The 17,217-nt window shown below is 70.5% G+C and carries 17 protein-coding genes; 13 read left to right on the plus strand and 4 right to left on the minus strand.

Features of this window, described 5'->3' with window-relative positions:
- The first annotated feature begins 80 nt into the window (after window positions 1-80).
- Window positions 81-749 carry a glutathione S-transferase family protein gene (locus tag E4T13_RS02845; protein WP_137176720.1) on the plus strand — a complete coding sequence of 223 codons (669 nt, stop codon included), beginning with the start codon at window positions 81-83 and terminating at the stop codon, window positions 747-749.
- A gap of 56 nt (window positions 750-805) precedes the next feature.
- Window positions 806-1,135 carry a hypothetical protein gene (locus E4T13_RS02850; RefSeq protein ID WP_137176721.1) on the plus strand — a complete coding sequence of 110 codons (330 nt, stop codon included), beginning with the start codon at window positions 806-808 and terminating at the stop codon, window positions 1,133-1,135.
- A gap of 37 nt (window positions 1,136-1,172) precedes the next feature.
- On the opposite strand, the gene E4T13_RS02855 is transcribed toward E4T13_RS02850, so the two are convergent.
- A complete protein-coding gene (locus E4T13_RS02855) occupies window positions 1,173-2,021 on the minus strand; it encodes a tetratricopeptide repeat protein (RefSeq protein ID WP_137176722.1) in 849 nt (282 codons plus the stop codon).
- An 83-nt stretch (window positions 2,022-2,104) separates the two neighbouring features.
- On the opposite strand from E4T13_RS02855, the gene E4T13_RS02860 reads away from it, so the two are divergent.
- Window positions 2,105-2,971 (plus strand): SDR family NAD(P)-dependent oxidoreductase, encoded by an 867-nt coding sequence (locus E4T13_RS02860; protein ID WP_240790962.1) that lies wholly within the window; start codon window positions 2,105-2,107, stop codon window positions 2,969-2,971.
- Here E4T13_RS02860 and E4T13_RS02865 read toward each other — a convergent pair.
- Entirely contained in the window at window positions 2,962-3,702 is a 741-nt protein-coding gene (locus E4T13_RS02865; protein WP_137176723.1) for a carboxylesterase, read from the minus strand. The genes E4T13_RS02860 and E4T13_RS02865 overlap by 10 nt on opposite strands.
- Entirely contained in the window at window positions 3,699-4,871 is a 1,173-nt protein-coding gene (locus tag E4T13_RS02870; RefSeq protein WP_137176724.1) for a fumarylacetoacetate hydrolase family protein, read from the minus strand. The genes E4T13_RS02865 and E4T13_RS02870 overlap by 4 nt, the downstream gene beginning before the upstream one ends.
- Before the next feature lie 241 nt (window positions 4,872-5,112).
- Between E4T13_RS02870 and E4T13_RS02875 the strand changes: the two genes are divergently transcribed.
- The 7 genes from E4T13_RS02875 to E4T13_RS02905 all read left to right on the plus strand — a co-directional run bounded on the left by E4T13_RS02875 (window position 5,113) and on the right by E4T13_RS02905 (window position 13,358).
- Window positions 5,113-6,456, plus strand: a complete 1,344-nt coding sequence (locus E4T13_RS02875) for a tetratricopeptide repeat protein (RefSeq protein ID WP_137176725.1) — start codon at window positions 5,113-5,115, stop codon at window positions 6,454-6,456.
- 58 nt (window positions 6,457-6,514) lie between these two features.
- Window positions 6,515-7,636 carry a glycosyltransferase family 4 protein gene (locus tag E4T13_RS02880; protein ID WP_137176726.1) on the plus strand — a complete coding sequence of 374 codons (1,122 nt, stop codon included), beginning with the start codon at window positions 6,515-6,517 and terminating at the stop codon, window positions 7,634-7,636.
- Window positions 7,633-8,538 (plus strand): glycosyltransferase family 9 protein, encoded by a 906-nt coding sequence (locus tag E4T13_RS02885; RefSeq protein ID WP_137176727.1) that lies wholly within the window; start codon window positions 7,633-7,635, stop codon window positions 8,536-8,538. Before E4T13_RS02880 ends, E4T13_RS02885 begins: the two co-directional genes overlap by 4 nt.
- Before the next feature lie 64 nt (window positions 8,539-8,602).
- Window positions 8,603-10,546 carry a threonine--tRNA ligase gene (gene thrS, locus E4T13_RS02890; protein WP_137176728.1) on the plus strand — a complete coding sequence of 648 codons (1,944 nt, stop codon included), beginning with the start codon at window positions 8,603-8,605 and terminating at the stop codon, window positions 10,544-10,546.
- A gap of 67 nt (window positions 10,547-10,613) precedes the next feature.
- Window positions 10,614-11,138 (plus strand): translation initiation factor IF-3, encoded by a 525-nt coding sequence (gene infC, locus E4T13_RS02895; RefSeq protein ID WP_170984861.1) that lies wholly within the window; start codon window positions 10,614-10,616, stop codon window positions 11,136-11,138.
- A gap of 24 nt (window positions 11,139-11,162) precedes the next feature.
- On the plus strand, window positions 11,163-12,047 hold the full coding sequence (locus E4T13_RS02900; RefSeq protein WP_137176730.1) for a class I SAM-dependent methyltransferase: 885 nt from the start codon (window positions 11,163-11,165) through the stop codon (window positions 12,045-12,047).
- A gap of 60 nt (window positions 12,048-12,107) precedes the next feature.
- Window positions 12,108-13,358 (plus strand): 3-phosphoshikimate 1-carboxyvinyltransferase, encoded by a 1,251-nt coding sequence (locus E4T13_RS02905; RefSeq protein WP_137176731.1) that lies wholly within the window; start codon window positions 12,108-12,110, stop codon window positions 13,356-13,358.
- Window position 13,359: 1 nt separating this feature from the next.
- Here E4T13_RS02905 and E4T13_RS02910 read toward each other — a convergent pair whose 3' ends face one another.
- Complete coding sequence (locus E4T13_RS02910) at window positions 13,360-14,856, minus strand: tripartite tricarboxylate transporter permease (RefSeq protein ID WP_137176732.1); 1,497 nt, start codon at window positions 14,854-14,856, stop codon at window positions 13,360-13,362.
- On the opposite strand from E4T13_RS02910, the gene E4T13_RS02915 reads away from it, so the two are divergent.
- The 3 genes from E4T13_RS02915 (at window position 14,846) to rpsP (ending at window position 17,167) form a co-directional block, all read left to right on the plus strand.
- Complete coding sequence (locus E4T13_RS02915) at window positions 14,846-15,112, plus strand: hypothetical protein (protein ID WP_137176733.1); 267 nt, start codon at window positions 14,846-14,848, stop codon at window positions 15,110-15,112. The genes E4T13_RS02910 and E4T13_RS02915 overlap by 11 nt on opposite strands.
- 307 nt (window positions 15,113-15,419) lie before the next feature.
- Window positions 15,420-16,805 carry a signal recognition particle protein gene (ffh, locus tag E4T13_RS02920; protein ID WP_137176734.1) on the plus strand — a complete coding sequence of 462 codons (1,386 nt, stop codon included), beginning with the start codon at window positions 15,420-15,422 and terminating at the stop codon, window positions 16,803-16,805.
- A gap of 20 nt (window positions 16,806-16,825) precedes the next feature.
- Entirely contained in the window at window positions 16,826-17,167 is a 342-nt protein-coding gene (gene rpsP, locus E4T13_RS02925; RefSeq protein ID WP_137176735.1) for a 30S ribosomal protein S16, read from the plus strand.
- The last annotated feature ends 50 nt before the right edge of the window (window positions 17,168-17,217 follow it).

The following is a 17,217-nucleotide window of genomic DNA, read 5'->3' on the forward strand; positions in this document are numbered from 1 at the left end:
CAACACGCGGCTAGAGTCGTTGACGCGAGCACGGGCGAGCGAAAACGGCTCTAGGGGGCGACCGGAGTCCTGCGAGGCCGATGCGGATCCTCTATCACCTTCCTCTTTCCCCCTTCTCCCGCAAGGTCCGCCTTGCGATGGCCGAGAAGCGGATACCCTTCGATCTGCGGATCGAGCGGGTATGGGAGAGGCGGGAGGAGTTCCTCGCGCTCAATCCCGCCTGCACCGTGCCGGTGCTGCAGGATGCGAACGGCATGGTGCTCGCCGATTCCAGCGCGATCTGCGAATACCTGGACGAGGCCTATCCCGACCTGCCGCTGCTCGGCCGCACGCTGGCCGAGCGGGCGGAGGTGCGGCGCCTCGTCGCCTGGTTCGATCAGAAATTCCATTCGGAGGTCACGCGCAACCTGCTGCATGAGCGGCAGATGAAGCGCCTGCTGGGCCGGGGAAACCCGGATGCCGGCGCGATCCGCGCCGGCTACGCCAACCTCAAGCCGCATATGGACTACATCGGCTGGCTTGCGGAGACGCGCGCCTGGCTCGGCGGCAGCAGCTTCAGCCTGGCCGACATCGCGGCGGCCGCGCAGCTTTCCGCCCTCGACTACATCGGCGACGTGGACTGGTCGCTGAGCGACGGCGCGAAGGACTGGTACGCGCGCATCAAGTCCCGCCCGGCCTTCCGCGCCATCCTGGCGGATCGTCTTCCTGACCTCGCGCCGCCCGCGCATTACGACGACCTGGATTTCTGACCGGCAACCCGGCGGCTGAGAGGACGTTCCGGCCCTGAACAGCCGGAGTGTCCGAGGTGAAGCCTGCGCCCTATCTGCTCGCCGCCCTTTTCGTCCTGCCGGTTTGCGCCGCCGCGCAGCAGGTGACGCCGCCGCAGGCCGGCGGGCCGCAGCCGGGGCAGGTCGAGGAGGTCGGCCGCGATGCCGGCCCCGCGCAGCAGCCGCCCCGCACCGATGGGCCGCAGGCGGTGAATCGCGGCACGGACGGCTCGGCGGTCGGGCTGCAGGCGCCTGCGGCGACCGGCACGACGCCGCAGGGCTTCCTGCACGATTCGACCGCCGGGGCGCGCGACCCCTCGCGTCCCATCGGTGGCGCGCCGCCGATGAGCAACCCGCCGCGCCGCTGATCGCACCGCCCCGGCTGCCGGATCGGCCTTTGCGGTGTCACCGGCGGGGCGGGCCGGCCTCGTTGAGGGCAAGGTTCTGGGCGGCGAGGTCCGCGGCGGCGCTGCCGGGGGCCACCGCCATCGCGCGCTCCCAGTCCGCGCGGGCGCCCTCGGCATCGCCGGAGAGCTGTCGCAGGATACCGCGTTCGAGCAGGCCCTCCGCATTGTCGGGCTCGATCGCCAGCGCGCGCTCCACGTCGCGGCGCGCGACATCCGCACGGTCGAGCTGGCGCAGCGCGGCGGCGCGGAAAACCAGCGCCTCCGCACGGTCGGGATCGACCGAAAGGACGCGGTCGAGATCCGCCAGCGACTCCCGGAAGCGGCCGAGCGTGCCGAGCGCGACGGCACGGTCCACCAGCAGGTCCAGGTCCTCCGGCGTCAGCGTCAGTGCGAGGGTGGTGGCGCCATAGGCACGGTTCGCGTCGCCCGCGATCATCCAGGCCTGCGCTGCCTGGGCGAACAGCGCCGCACGTTCGGGCCTCGGCGCAACGGACCGTGCGGCCACCGCTTCCAGGCGGGTCGCCGCCTGGACGGCGTCGCCGAGCGCGAGCAGCGCCAGCGCCTCGCATTGTTCGGCGCCTTCGCCACCCTGCGCGCCGCGCCAGGTCGCGGCGAAGCTGCGCGCCGCCTCGGGGTCCTCGCGCAGCAGCCCGCGGCAGCGCTCGGCTTCCGGCGTGTCGGCCAGCCGGGGCAGGGGGGCGGGCGCCGGCACGGGCAGCTGTGGCATGGCGGCTTCCGGTGGCGGCGGCAGCGCAGACGGGGCACGCAGCAGCGTGGCGCCTGCCACCGCGGCCAGCGCGGCCGCGGCGAAGGCGCCCAGCAACAGGATCCGGACCCGGGACGGCATCGGCGCGACCTTATCCATCGGGCCCGTCCGGTGCCAGAGCGACGCGCCATGCTGACCCCTTCACGAGAGGCGGCGCGTCGGCCATGTCAGGGGCCATGCAGCAACGGATGGTCGTGGCCGGGATCGGCTATGCGGGGGCGGCGATCGCGGCGGAGGCGGTGGCGCACGGCTTCGCGGTGACCGGCACGGCGCGGGATCCCGCCGCGGCGCGGCCGCCTGCCGGCGTCACGGTGGTGGGCTTCGCCGAGGCGGAGCCCGCCTTGCATGCTGCGACGCATCTGGTGATCACGGCGGCGCCCGCCGAGTCGGGCGATCCGGTGCTGGCGGCGCATCGCGACGCCATCGCCGCCGCGCCCGGCCTGCGCTGGATCGGCTATCTCTCGACCACCGGGGTCTATGGCGACCGAGGCGGCGGCTGGGTGGAGGAGACGACGGCGCCGGCGCCTGGCCAGGCGCGCTCCGTCGCCAGGCTGCGCGCGGAGGTGGCATGGCGCGACGTCGCCGCACTGCGTGGCGCAGCGCTCGACCTGTTCAGGGTGGGCGGCATCTACGGTCCGGGGCGCAGCGCGCTGGAGGAGGTGCGCGCAGGCCGCGCACGTCGCGTTTTGAAGCCGGGCCATGCCTTCAGCCGCATCCATCGCGACGACATCGCCCTGGCGGTGGTCGCCGCCGCGCTGCGGCCGGACGGCGTGCGGGTGCTGCACCTCGTGGACGACGAAACGGCACCGAGCGCCGATGTCACGGCCGAGGCGGCGCGCCTGCTGGGCGTGGAGCCGCCGCCGGCGATTCCCTTCGAGGCTGCGCGCGTCGCCATGTCGCCGATGGCGCTGTCCTTCTGGGCGGAGAACCGACGCGTCGCAAATGTGCGCACGAAGCAGGCGCTGGGCATTGCCTGGCGCCACCCGACCTATCGCGAGGGGCTGCGCGCCATCCTCGCCGCTCAGGGCTGAACCGGCAGCCCATCCAGCGTTTCGGCCAGCAGCCGGAGGTCCTCGGGCCGGGACAGGCGGTGGTCGCCATCCTTGATCAGGTGCAGGCGCACGTCTTCCGAATCGAGCGCGTCCACAAGCCGCAGCGCGTGCTGCCAGGGCACGTCGGGGTCGCGCATGCCCTGCAGGATGCGGACCGGGCAGGCGAGGGGGATGCGCGCGTCCAGAACGCGGTGCTGCCTTCCGTCCTCGATCAGGGCGCGGGTGATCGGCGTCGGCTCGCCATACTGGCTGGGCAGGTGCAGCACGCCGCGCTCGATGACCTCGTCGCGCTGCGCATCGGTGAAGCCCGGCCACATCAACTCCGAGGTGAAGTCGGGCGCGGGTGCGATGCCGATGATCCCGGCGATGCGCTCCGCCCGCGCGCGGGCCAGCAGCAGCGCGATCCAGCCACCCATGGACGAGCCGACGAGGATCTGCGGGCCTTCCGTGCAGGCGTCGAACACGGCGATAGCGTCGGCGGCCCATTGCCCGATGGTGCCGTCCTCGAAGCGGCCGTCGCTTGTGCCATGCCCGGAATAGTCGAGGCGCAGCAGGGCGCGGCCGCTTGCGGCGCAGTGCTCGCGCAGCGCGATCGCCTTGGAGCCCTGCATGTCGCTGCGGAAGCCCGGCAGGAAGACGACGCCGGGGCCGCTGCCGCGGAGCTTCGCATAGGCGAGGCGGCTTTCGACGCGGCCGGTCTCCTCAGTCACCGCGGCAGGCCGCGGCGGGAGAGGTTCGCCATCAGCGATCCGATGCCGAAGGTCCAGGGTGGGCACTCATCCGTGCGGTCCACCTCATTCACCAGCGCGCCGAGCCGCGCGCTCGCCACCCGCACCACGTCGCCTTCCCTGTGGGTGAAGCCCATGCCGGGCGCGCCGCGATCCTTCACTGGGGAGAAGGGCGTACCCAGGAACAGCACGGCGCCGTCGGGATACTGGTGGTGCGCGCCGATCATCTGGCCCACCACCTCGGCCGGATCGCGCGCGATGGCGCCGACCATGCCGCGCTCATCCAGGCTGAATCCGTCGCGGCCGGTGATGGTGACGCGCAGCTCCGCCCGGCGCACATCCTCCAGCGTGAAGGCGGCGTCGAACAGCCGGATCATCGGGCCCAGCGCGCAGGACGCGTTGTTGTCCTTCGCGCGTCCCAGCAGCAGCGCGCTGCGGCCTTCCACGTCGCGCAGGTTCACGTCGTTGCCGAGCGTGGCGCCGACGATCCTGCCCTTCGCATTCACCACCATCACCGCCTCGGGCTCCGGATTGGACCAGGAGCTCATCGGATGCACGCCGACCTTGGCGCCGATGCCGACGGCGGAGAGCACGGGCGACTTGGTGAAGATCTCGGCATCCGGGCCGATGCCGACTTCCAGGTATTGGCTCCACCAGCCCTTGGCGACCAGCGCCTCCTTCACCTTCGCGGCCTCGGCGCTGCCGGGGACGAGGCTGGCGAGGTCGTCGCCGATGATGCCGCGCACTTCCGCGCGCACCGCCTCGGCCTGGGTCGCGTCGCCGCGGCAGCGTTCCTCGATCACGCGCTCGAGCATGGAGCGCACATAGGTGACGCCCGCGGCCTTGATCACCTGAAGGTCCACCGGGGCCAGCAGCCAGGGTTTCTCGGCGTTGCGCGCGGCGTGATGGGCATTGGCCAGCGCCGCGGGAAGGTCGAGCGCCGAGGGCACACCCTCGCGGCGGATGGCGCCGAGCGGGTCCTCGCTGTTCAGCCAAGCGCTGCAGGTGCCGAAGGCCGGCGTCATGTCGAAGCCGGCGCCGCCGAGCAGCGCGAAGACCGAAGGGCCGTCCGGCGTCATCACGCGCAGCGCGAAGCTGCCTTCGCGCCAATCCTGCGGCAGCGCATCGGCCGACCATGCGGCATCGCTCATCGTCGCGTTCCTCCCCTGTCCGTCGCCAAGCCTAGCGGCATGGCGCGTGCGTGGAAGGGGGGCGGCCGATCACGAGGCAGGCCGTGTCACGCACGACATCCGCGTGAAACCTCTTTCGGAGTGTCGTGCAATCGAACGGAAACGCGGGCGGCCTAGCACGCCATCCATGCGGAGCCGGGGATGCCGGGACGCAAGGGTTGAACTGCCACACGACAACGCACCGGGACAAGGGAGATAGGCCATGCTGCGCACCGATCTTTACGGAAACAAGCTTTCCACCACCAACAGCACCGCCATCGCCAGGCTCGACGAGGCGACGGAACTGCTTCTCGGCTTCCGCGCCGATCCGCTCGCCGCGGTGGATGCGGCCATCGCCGAGCAGCCGGACTTTGCCATGGCGCATGCCTTCCGCGCGGGGCTGATGGCGATGGGCATGGAGGAAGGCGGCGTCGCGGAGGCCGAGGCGAGCATCGCCGCGGCCTGGGACATCCCGCGCATGACGGATCGCGAACGCGCGCATCTCGTTGCCGCCCAGGCCTGGGCCGAAGGCGACTTCGCGACCGCCCATCGGCGCTATGGCGCGATCGCGGCGGAGCATCCGCGCGACCTCTTCGCGCAGCAGGTGACGCACGCCTTCGACTTCTTCCTGGGCGATGCCGCCGCGCTGCGCGACCGCCCGATGGCCGCGATGCGCGACTGGCGCGAGGGCGAGGCGGGTTTCTCCTGGCTGCTGGGCATGCAGGCCTTCGGGCTGGAGGAGAATGGCGAATACGGCGCGGCGGAGCAGTCCGGGCGCATGGCGCTCGCCTTGCAGCCGGCCGATGCCTGGGCCGTGCACGCGGTGGCGCATGTGATGGAGATGCAGGGCCGCGACCAGGAAGGGGCCGCCTTCCTGGCGCGACGGGAGCAGGACTGGGCGCCGGCCGCGATCCTGGCGGTGCACAACTGGTGGCACCTCGCGCTGTTCCACCTGGAGCGCGGCGACTTCGCGCGCGTCCTCGGCATCTATGACCGCGCCGTGGCGGCGGGCGTCGCGCGAGGCGAAGCGCAGCCTGCGATCGAGATGGTGGATTGCTCCGCCATGCTGTGGCGCCTGCTGTTGCGCGGCGCCGATACAGGAAGGCGCTTCGCGCAGCTTTCCGCCGCGTGGCAGAAGGCGGGCGGCGAGGGCTTCTATGCCTTCAACGATCTGCATGCGGTGATGGCGCATCTCGGTGCCGGACGTGACGATGCGGCGGCGCAAGTGCTGGGCGCGATGCGCCGGGCGGCGGCGGGGCAGGGGACCAATGCCAGGCTGACGCGCCAGGTCGGCCTTCCGCTTGCCGAGGGGTTCCTCGCCTTTGCCCGCGGCGACTACGCGAAGGCGGCGGAGCTGATCGCGCCGGTGCGGCCGCGGGCGCGGGCCTTCGGCGGTTCCGACGCGCAGCGGGACGTGCTGAGCCTGACCCTGCTGGAAGCGGCGCTGCGCGGGAAGAACCTCGGCATGGCGCAGGTGCTGGCGGGCGAACGGATCGCGGCGAAGCCGGAAAGCCCGCTGGCGCAGGATCTCTGGGTGCGCGCGGGCGGGCCGCGCCTCGCCGCGTAGGCCCGGCAGGGTGGCGGGGGGATAGGCGCGCCCTGCCGGGGACGGTAACGGGGCGGCCATGTCCCGCCCCCCCGCCATCCTGCAGGTGCTGCCTGCCCTCGTCTCCGGCGGGGTCGAGCGCGGCACGGTGGAGATCGCGGAGGCGATCGCCGGGGCAGGCTGGCGTTCGCTGGTCGCGTCCGCCGGCGGGCCGCTGGCGGCGGAGGTGGAGCGGGTCGGCGGGGTGCATGTGACCTTGCCGCTCGATGCCAAGTCGCCGCTTGCGATCTGGCGCAATGCCGGCGCGCTGTCAGCGCTGGCGCGGCGCGAAGGCGTCGGCATCATCCATGCCCGCTCCCGCGCCCCGGCCTGGTCGGCGCTGCTGGCAGCGCGGCGGAGCGGGGCGCGCTTCGTCACCACCTATCACGGCGCCTACAACGAAGGGCTGCCGGGCAAGCGGTTCTACAATTCGGTCATGGCGCGCGGCGAGCGGGTGATCGCGATCAGCCGATTCATCGCGGGGCTGATCCGGGAGCGGCACCAGACGCCGGTCGAGCGCATCCGCGTGATCCCCCGCGGCGTGGACCCGCGCCGCTTCGACCCTGCCACCGTGCCGTCCGGGCAGGTGCTGGCGCAGCGGGTGGCCTGGGGCGTGGCGCCCGGCCAGCCGGTGGTGCTGTTGCCCGGGCGCCTGACGCGCTGGAAGGGACAGGGCGTGCTGGTGGAGGCGCTGCCGCTTCTGCCGGGCGTGCTTGCGGTGCTGGCCGGTGGCGGCAATGCGGCCTTCGGCCAGGAACTGCGTGCACGCGCCACGTCGCTCGGCGTGGCGGACCGGTTGGTGCTGGCGGGCCATGTCGAGGCGCTGGACGTCGCCTTCTGTGCCGCGGATGTGGTGCTGCATGCCAGCACCGAGGCCGAGGCCTTCGGCCGGACGGTGATCGAGGCGCAGGCCATGGCGCGGCCCGTGGTTGCCTCCGATCTCGGTGGCCCGCGCGAGACGGTTGAGCAGGGCGTCACCGGCTGGCGCGTGCTGCCGGACGATCCCGGGGCGCTGGCGAAGACGCTGGCCATGGTGCTGGCCATGCCGGAGGCCGGGCGCGCGGCGATCGGCGCGCAGGCGCGCGAAGCGGTATTGCGGAACTTCACGACCGGGGCGATGCAGCGCGCGACGCTCGACGTCTATCGCGAGCTGCTGCCGTGAGCCGGATCCTGGTGATCCGCCTCGGCGCGCTGGGCGATTTCGTGCAGTCCTTCGGGCCCTTCGCCGCGATCCGCGCGCAGCATCCGGCCGCGCGGATCACCCTGCTGACCACGCGGCCCTTCGCCGATCTGGCGCGCCGCAGCCCCTGGTTCGACGAGGTCTGGGCCGACGGCAGGCCGGCCTGGACGCGGCCGGGTGCAATGCTGGGGCTGGCGCGCAAGCTGCGCGGGGCGCGCTTCGACCGGGTGTATGACCTGCAGACCTCTTCCCGCTCCTCCCGCTATCGCTGGCTGGTCGGGCGGCGCGCCGAATGGTCGGGCATCGCGCCCGGCGCCTCCCACCCCCATGCCAACCCCCAACGCGACGCGATGCACACGGTGGACCGGCAGCGCGACCAGCTGCGCATGGCCGGCATCGTGCATTTCCCGGAGCCGGCGTTGGACTGGCTCGACGCCGACTTGGTCGGCTTCAGCCTGCCGGCCCGTTTCGCGCTGCTCATTCCCGGCGCCTCGCCGGTGCGGCCGCTGAAGCGCTGGCCGGCCGAGCGCTTTGCCGAACTCGCCGCGTCCGCAGGGTTGCCGGTGGTCATTCTGGGTGGCCCGGCAGAGAAGGACATCGCCGCGACGATCCGGGCCGCCGCACCGGATGCGCTCGACCTGACGGGCCGCACCAGCTTCGCCGAGATCGCCGCCATTGCACGCCGGGCGGCCTGGGCGGTGGGAAACGACACCGGTCCTACCCATATCGTGGCAGCTGCCGGGTGCCCGACGCTGGCGCTGTTCGGCGAGGACAGCGACCCGGCACTTTGTGCGCCGCGCGGCAAGGCAGCGACGGTGCTTCGGCACAGGCCGCTCTCCGACCTGTCCGTCGCGCAGGTCCGCGCCGCGCTGCCCCGAACTTGACGCGGCGGGGCGGGGCTGGCCATGTCCCGTCCCCTTCAACCCCAGGGAGCCTGGAAATCCTCCGATGCCTGCGATCACCCTGCCCGACGGTTCCGTCCGCTCCTTCGACGGGCCCGTGACCGGCACGACGGTGGCCGCGGCGATCGGGCCCGGCCTGGCCAAGGCCGCGCTCGCCATGTCCGTGGACGGCAAGCTGCAGGACCTGTCGCGCGAGATCGAGCAGGACGCGGCGATCCGCTTCGTCACCCGCAAGGACCCGGAGGCGCTGGAGCTGATCCGGCACGACGCCGCGCATGTGCTGGCGGAGGCGGTGCAGGAGCTGTTCCCCGGCACCCAGGTGACCATCGGCCCGGCGATCGAGAACGGCTTCTACTACGACTTCGCCCGCAACGAGCCCTTCACCCCGGAGGATTTCGCCGCGATCGAGGCGAAGATGCGCGAGATCGTCGCGCGGAACGCCGGCTTCGAGCGCATCGTGACCAGCCGGCACGAGGCGATGGAGCTGTTCGAGAAGAAGGGCGAAAAATACAAGGTCGAACTGATCCGCGACCTGCCGCGCGGCGAGACCATCACCCTGTACAAGCAGGGCGAGTGGGTGGATCTCTGCCGCGGGCCGCATATGCGCGGCACCGGCGATATCGGTACCGCCTTCAAGCTGATGAAGGTGGCCGGCGCCTATTGGCGCGGCGACCACCGCAACGCGATGCTGTCGCGCATCTACGGCACCGCCTGGCGCGACCAGAAGGAGCTCGACGCCTATCTCCACCAGCTGGAAGAGGCGGAGAAGCGCGACCACCGGAAGATCGGCAAGGAGATGAACCTGTTTCATCTCCAGGAGGAGGCGGTCGGCTCGGTCTTCTGGCACCCGAAAGGCTGGAAGCTCTACCGCGTGGTCGAGGACTACATGCGGCGCCGGCTTGATGCGGCCGATTACTTGGAGGTGAAGACCCCGCAGCTGGTGGACCGCAAGCTCTGGATCGAGAGCGGCCACTGGGAGAACTACCGCCCGCACATGTTCATCGCGACCGTCGAGGACGAGTCCGAGAAGGATCGCGTGCTGGCGGTGAAGCCGATGAACTGCCCCTGCCACGTGCAGATCTTCAACCACGGCATGCGCAGCTACCGTGAGCTGCCGATGCGCCTGGCGGAGTTCGGTTCGTGCCACCGCTACGAGCCCTCGGGTGCGCTGCACGGCATCATGCGGGTGCGCGCCTTTACCCAGGACGACGCGCACATCTTCTGCACCGAGGAGCAGATCGCGGCCGAGACCGTGCGCTTCGTGGAGCTCCTGTCGGGCATCTACCGCGACCTCGGCTTCAGCGATTTCCGCGTGAAGTTCTCCGACCGCCCGGACAAGCGCTCGGGCAGCGACGCGGTATGGGACCAGGCGGAGGGCGCGCTGAAGGAGGCCTGCCGCATCGCGAATGTGGACTACACGCTGAATCCGGGGGAGGGCGCGTTCTACGGCCCGAAGCTGGAATTCGTGCTGCGCGACGCGATCGGGCGGGACTGGCAGTGCGGCACCCTGCAGGTGGACTTTGTGCTGCCGGACCGGCTCGGCGCGGAATACGTGGCCGAGGACGGCAGCCGGAAGCGCCCGGTCATGCTGCACCGTGCCATCCTGGGAAGCTTCGAGCGCTTCCTCGGCATCCTGATCGAGCAGCATGCCGGCCGCTTCCCGCTGTGGCTCGCACCGGTGCAGGTGGTGGTGGCGACCATCGTCTCGGACGCCGACGACTATGCGCGGGAGGCCGTCGCAGCCTTGCAGGCGGCCGGCATCCGGGCCGAACTCGACCTGCGGAACGAGAAGATCAACCGCAAGGTTGTCGACCACATCGACCAGCGCGTCCCCATCCTTGCCGTCGTTGGAAGGCGGGAGGCTGAGGAGCGCGCCCTGGTCCTGCGCCGCCTGCCAGGACGGGAGCAGGAGACCGTTCCGTTGGCCGAGGCGGTCGCCCGCCTCGCCGCCGAGGCCACGCCCCCCGACCTTCGGGTTGCACCGGCGTGAGCGGATCGCCATAAAGACGGCATAATCACTGAAACTTTGACAGGAGAGCGCCATACCTCGAGGACCCATACCCGCCCAGCTGCCGACTCGTGACGGCCCGCGGGTCAATGAGGAGATCCGCGCACCGCAGGTGCGACTGATCGACCAGGACGGCGAGATGCAGGGCGTGATGAGCGCACGGGAGGCGCTGATCCGCGCCTATGACGTGGGACTCGATCTGCTCGAGATCAGCCCGAACGCCGTGCCGCCTGTGGTCAAGATCCTCGACTACGGCAAGTACAAGTACGAGCAGCAGAAGAAGGCGAACGAGGCCCGCAAGCGCCAGAAGATCGTCGAGATCAAGGAAATCAAGGTCCGCCCGAACATCGACGACCACGACTACGAGGTGAAGATGCGCCAGATGAAGGAATTCATCGGCGAGGGCGACAAGGTGAAGGTGACGCTGCGTTTCCGCGGCCGCGAAATGGCGCACCAGGACCTCGGTCTGAAGGTGCTGGATCGCATCCGCACGGAAATGGCGGAGACGACCAAGGTGGAATCCATGCCGCGGCTGGAGAACCGCCAGATGATCATGGTGCTCGCGCCGAAATAGGGCTTTCGGCCGGGAGTGCCGCGCATGCTGGCCAGGCTTCGCGCCCTGTTCGCGCAGCCCGCGCCGGCGCAGGCTGCGGCAGCTTCGTCATCACCCTCCTTCGCGCCGCCCGATCCGCTCGGTGCTGCGCCGCGCCTGCGGCGGCGCGCTGCCGCGCTGCTGGCCGCGCGGGACGAGCGTGCGGCGGCGGTGGACGCGGCGCTGGAAGCCTTGCAGGCGGAAGGCCGGCTGCGGCCTGACCAACGCGACTATGCAAGGCTGCACCGTCGGCGCTTCGCGGAAGCGGCGCAGGCGATCGAGGCTATGCTTGTGAAGCACCCGGACTGGCCCGCCTGCCGGGTGGTGGAGGTGGGCTCCTCCATCACGCCGATGCTCTACAAGCGGCTGTTTCCGGAACTCCGGCTCGGCTCGGCCTGCCTGTTCCGCCACCCCCAGCTCGACGGGGTGGTGGAGCTGGCGGCGCAGCTCGACCTGGAGAAGGCCGATCTGCGCGAGGCGCCGGTGCTGCCGCATCGCGACCAGCACATGATCCTGCTGTGCGAGGTGCTGGAACATCTGGTGGTGAACCCCGCCAATCTGTTCCGCAGCCTCGCCGGAAGCCTGGCGCCCGGCGGGCTGCTGTATGTCACCACGCCCAACTTCTTTCGCGAGGATGCGCGGCAGAAGCTGGTGGCCGGCCGCAATCCGCAGCCGGTCTATCCCGCCGCCTATGGGCCGGCCGACCGCTTCCACCACCATGTCCGCGAATACGCCATGGCCGAACTGCTGGAATCGATGCGGGGCGCCGGCCTGACGGTGGAGGCGGCCTACTATTCGGATTGCTGGGACACGCCGGAGGCCGTGGCCGCGCTCCCGGCCGACGCGTTGATGAACCTCGTCGTGGTCGGGCGCCGGCCGTCGCCATCCTAGGCCGCGCGCGCGGCCTGCGGTAAGGCGGGCGCGATGGAACGCGACGGATCCGCTGCCCCGATGCCCGATGCCCTCACCATCGTTCCGCCAGGCCGCCCGCTGCGCGGCAGGGTGGCGCCGCCCGGCTCCAAATCCATCACCAACCGGGCCCTGCTGCTGGGTGCGCTGGCGCGCGGCACCTCTCGCCTGACCGGCGCGCTGAAGAGCGACGACACGCACCACATGGCCAATGCCCTGCGCGCCATGGGGGTAGGGGTGCAGGAGCCGGACGCCACGGGCTTCACCGTTACGGGCACGGGCCGGCTCCGGGCACCGGCAGCGCCGCTCTTCCTCGGCAATGCGGGAACCGCGACGCGCTTCCTCACCGCCGCGGCCGCGCTGGCGGACGGCCGCGTGGTGCTGACGGGCGACGCGCATATGCAGAAGCGCCCGATCGCGCCGCTGATTGCCGCGCTGCGCAGCCTTGGCGTGGCGGCGGAGGCGCCGACGGGTTGCCCGCCGGTGACCGTGCAGGGGCGCGGCGGCTTCGACGGCGACGCCGTGACCATCGATGCCGGGCTGTCCAGCCAATACGTCTCCGCGCTGCTCATGCTGGCGGCCTGCGGGCGCCATCCGGTGACGGTCGCCCTGGCGGGCGATGCCATCGGCGCGCGGGGCTACATCGACCTGACCTGCGCCGCGATGCGCAGCTTCGGCGCGACCGTGGAGCAGCAGGACAATGCCACCTGGCTGGTGCAGCCAGGCGGCTACGCGGCGCGAGACTTCCACATCGAGCCGGACGCGTCCGCCGCCACCTATCTCTGGGCGGCCGAGATGCTGACCGGGGGCGCCATCGACATCGGCGCCGCGCCCGAAGCCTTCACGCAGCCCGATGCGCGCGCCCATGCGCTCATCCTGCAACTTCCCCACCTGCCGGCGGAGATCGACGGATCCCAGATGCAGGATGCGGTGCCGACGCTGGCCGTCCTGGCGGCCTTCAACGACACGCCCGTGCGCTTCGTCGGCATCGCGAATCTGCGTGTCAAGGAATGCGACCGGATCAGCGCCCTGGCCACCGAACTCTCGCGGCTGGTCCCGGGAATGGCCGTCGAGGACGGGGATGACCTCGTCGTCACGCCGATGCCGGTTGGGCGCTTCCGCCCCGCCCGGATCGAGACCTATGGCGACCACCGCATAGCGATGGCACTCGCGCTGGCCGGGCTGCGCGTGCCCGGCGTGACCATCCTGGACCCCGGCTGCGTCGCCAAGACCTACCCGGACTACTGGCGCGACCTGGGTCTTCTTGGCGTCGTGCTGCAGCCCGCCACGTAGCTCACCCCGCCTGCATCGCCGCGTCCTTCGACTTCCGCAGGTTCGGCAGCATCATCAGCCCGAGCGCGATCGCTGCCAGCACCAGCAGGGTCGCGCTGATCGGACGTTCCACGAACACCCCGACATCGCCGCGGGAGAGCAGCATGGCGCGGCGCAGATGCTCCTCCATCATCGGACCGAGCACGAAGCCGAGCAGCAGCGGCGCGGGCTCCATCTTCAGCTTGGCGAAGACGTAGCCGATGATGCCGAAGGCCAGCATGACGTAGATGTCGAAGACGTTGTTGTTCAGGCTGTAGGAGCCGATCAGGCAGAATGTCAGGATGCCCACGAACAGGTAGCGATAGGGCACCCGCAGAAGCTGCACCCAGATGCCGATCATCGGCAGGTTGATCACCAGCAGCATCAGGTTGCCGACCCACATGGAGGCGATCAGCCCCCAGAAGAGCTGCGGCTGCGCCTCCACCATGCGCGGCCCGGGCTGAATCCCCTGGATGATCAGCGCACCGACCATCAGCGCCATCACGGCGTTGGAGGGAATGCCGAGGGTCAGCAGCGGGATGAAGCTGGTCTGCGCGCCGGCGTTGTTGGCGCTTTCCGGCCCGGCCAGGCCCTCGATGGCGCCGTTGCCGAACTTCTCCGGCCGCCGCGTGATGCGGCGTTCGAGCATGTAGGAGCCGAAGGCGGAGAGCGAGGCGCCGCCACCCGGCAGGATGCCGAGGCAGGTGCCGAGCGCGGTTCCGCGGAACACCGCCGGGATCGCGTAGCGCCATTCCTCCCGCGTCAGCCACAGCTTGCCGCGCTTGGCGACGATGCCCGCGCGCAGTTCCGGATTTTCGAGGTTCAGCACGACTTCCGCGATGCCGAACAGGCCCATCGCCAGCACGACGAAGTTGATGCCGTCCGACAGCTCCGGCACGCCGAAGGTGAAGCGCTGCTGCCCGGTCTGCACGTCCGTCCCGACCATGCCGAGCGAGATTCCGAGGATCACCATGCAGACCGCCTTGATCACGCTGCCCTGCGCCAGCACGCAGGAGATGATCAGGCCCAGCAGCATGAGGGAGAAGTAGTCCGCCGGCCCGAAGGACAGCGCGACGGAGGTCAGCAGCGGCCCCGAGGCGGCGACGAAGAAGGTGGCGACGGTGCCGGCGAAGAACGAACCCATCGCCGCGATGGCCAGCGCCGCGCCCGCCCTCCCGGCCTGAGCCATCTTGTAGCCCTCGATGGCGGTGACGACGGCGGAGATCTCGCCTGGCAGGTTCAGCAGGATGGCCGTGGTCGAGCCGCCATACTGGGATCCGTAGTAGATGCCGGCCAGCATGATGATGGCCGTTGTCGGATCGAGCCCGAAGGTCAGCGGCAGCAGCAGCGAGATCGTTGCCGTGGGGCCCAGCCCGGGCAGGACGCCGATCGCCGTGCCGATCATCGCGCCGAGGAAGGCGAAACTGAGGTTCTGCAATGTGAGCGCGACGCTGAAGCCGAGCAGCAGGTTGTCGATCATCCCGGATCCCTGGGTTTGCGGCGCGCCGGAGCGCGGTTCAGGCGACGAAGGCCCACCAGACGAGGGAGGCGAGCAGCCCGGCCTCGATTGCCCCTGCGAGCGGTGGAATCGGCTGGTTCATGGCAAGTCGGACGACGGTGACGCCAAGACCAGCGGCCAGCACCGGCCCAATAAAATGCGCAGCCGTAACGGCGCCGGCAATTACCGCAACGATACGGATCGGCGGCGCGCGAAATATATTTCGGAATTCTTCTGAAATTATCCCATGAGACGATCCTCCTGCCCCTTTGTCACTGAACGCGGAGCCGGGATGGATCAACCGGGTCTGGCTTGATTTCGCCATATTGTGAGATGATGCGACATCCGGCTGGCGACGGCGGAGCTGGGGCGCTCGGAAGCCTTGACGCTCATGGGCGCGCCGGCGTATGCGGCGCTTCTTCCGGTCCGCCCTGGACCCTTTCGTCGGCCCCGATGGCGGGGCGGGCGCCGCCGCTCCGCGATGCTCGCGCAGCGGCGCGATCCGTTTTGGGGCGGCCGCAGGCGGAAAGGAAGCACCGGCCCTCATGTTCGAGGCCCTGGGGAACAGGCTGACAGGCGTCTTCGACAAGCTGCGTCGCCGCGGCGCGCTGTCGGATGCCGATGTGCAGGAGGCGCTGCGCGAGGTCCGCGTCGCGCTGCTGGAAGCCGATGTCGCCCTGCCGGTGGTGAAGGACCTCACCACCAAGGTGCGCGAGCGTGCGGTCGGCGCGGAGGTGATCCGCTCCGTCTCGCCCGCGCAGCAGGTGGTGAAGATCGTCAGCGACGCGCTGGTCGAGGCGCTCGGTGGCGGCGAGGCCGATGACGGCAAGCGCGGCATCGACCTGAATGCGCCGGCGCCGGTGCCGATCCTGATGGTCGGCCTGCAGGGCTCGGGCAAGACCACGACTTCGGGCAAGATCGCGCTGCGCCTGCGCATGCGCGAGCGGAAGAAGGTGCTGCTCGCCTCGCTCGACGTGCACCGCCCTGCGGCGCAGCTTCAGTTGCAGACGCTGGCGCAGCAGGCCGAGGTGACATCGCTGCCGATCGTCGCCGGCGAGACGCCGCTGCAGATCGCAGCCCGCGCGATGGATGTGGCGCGGCGCGAGCTCTACGACGTCGTGGTGCTGGACACCGCCGGCCGACTCGCCATCGACGAGGCGCTGATGGCGGAGGTTGCGGAGGTGAAAGCCTTCGCCAAGCCGCATGAGACGCTGCTGGTCGTGGACGCCATGACTGGCCAGGACGCGGTGAACACCGCGCGCGCCTTCCAGGACAAGGTCGGCGTGACCGGCGTGGTGATGACCCGCGTGGATGGCGACGCCCGCGGCGGCGCGGCGCTGTCCATGCGTGCGGTGACGGGCGCGCCGATCAAGCTGCTCGGCGCCGGCGAGAAGCTGGATGCGCTGGAGGATTTCCACCCCGACCGCATCGCCAACCGCATCCTCGGCATGGGCGACATCGTCAGCCTGGTGGAGAAGGCGGCGGAGCATATCGACCAGGCCGAGGCCGAGAAGCTCGCGAAGAAGATGCAGAAGGGGTCCTTCGACCTCGAGGACTACGCGCAGCAGCTCAAGCAGATCAACAAGATGGGCAGCCTGTCCGGCATGCTCGGCATGCTGCCAGGCGTAGGCAAGATGAAGAAGCAGATCGAGGACGCGAACCTCGATCAGACCGTGCTGAAGCGCCAGGCGGCGATCATCGGCAGCATGACGCCGAAGGAACGCCGCCACCCCGACCTGATCAAGGCGAGCCGCAAGAAGCGCATCGCCGCCGGCAGCGGCACCTCCGTGCAGGAGGTGAACAAGCTGCTGAAGCAGTTCGACGACATGTCCGCGATGATGAAGCGGATGAACAAGCTCGGCCAGAAGGGGCTGATGCGCGGGGGCCTTTCCGCGCTGATGCCCGGCCTTGGCAACCGCAGACCGTTCTGAACACAGGAGAGTAAAGGCTCATGGGCCTCAAGATCCGTCTTGCCCGCGCGGGCGCGAAGAAGCGGCCGTACTACCACATCGTGGTCGCCGACAGCCGCAGCCCGCGCGACGGCCGCTTCATCGAGAAGCTGGGCAGCTACAACCCGATGCTGCCGTCGGACCACCCGGATCGCGTTCGGCTGTTCGCCGAGCGCATCAACCACTGGAAGTCGCAGGGCGCGCTGCCGACCGAGCGCGTGGCGAAGTTCCTCGGCCATGCCGGCCTGGCGCCGATGCCCGTCTTCGCCGAGCAGCCCAAGAAGTCCGCGCCGAAGAAGAAGGCGCAGGAGCGGGCTGCCGCGGCCGCGGCAGCGGCGGGCTGACATCCGGCAGCAGCGGCTGAGGCATCGTGTCGGTGAAGCGCGTCTTGTTG

The sequence above is a fragment of the Roseomonas sp. AR75 genome (assembly GCF_005222815.1).
In the GTDB taxonomy this organism is placed as follows: Bacteria; Pseudomonadota; Alphaproteobacteria; order Acetobacterales; family Acetobacteraceae; genus Falsiroseomonas.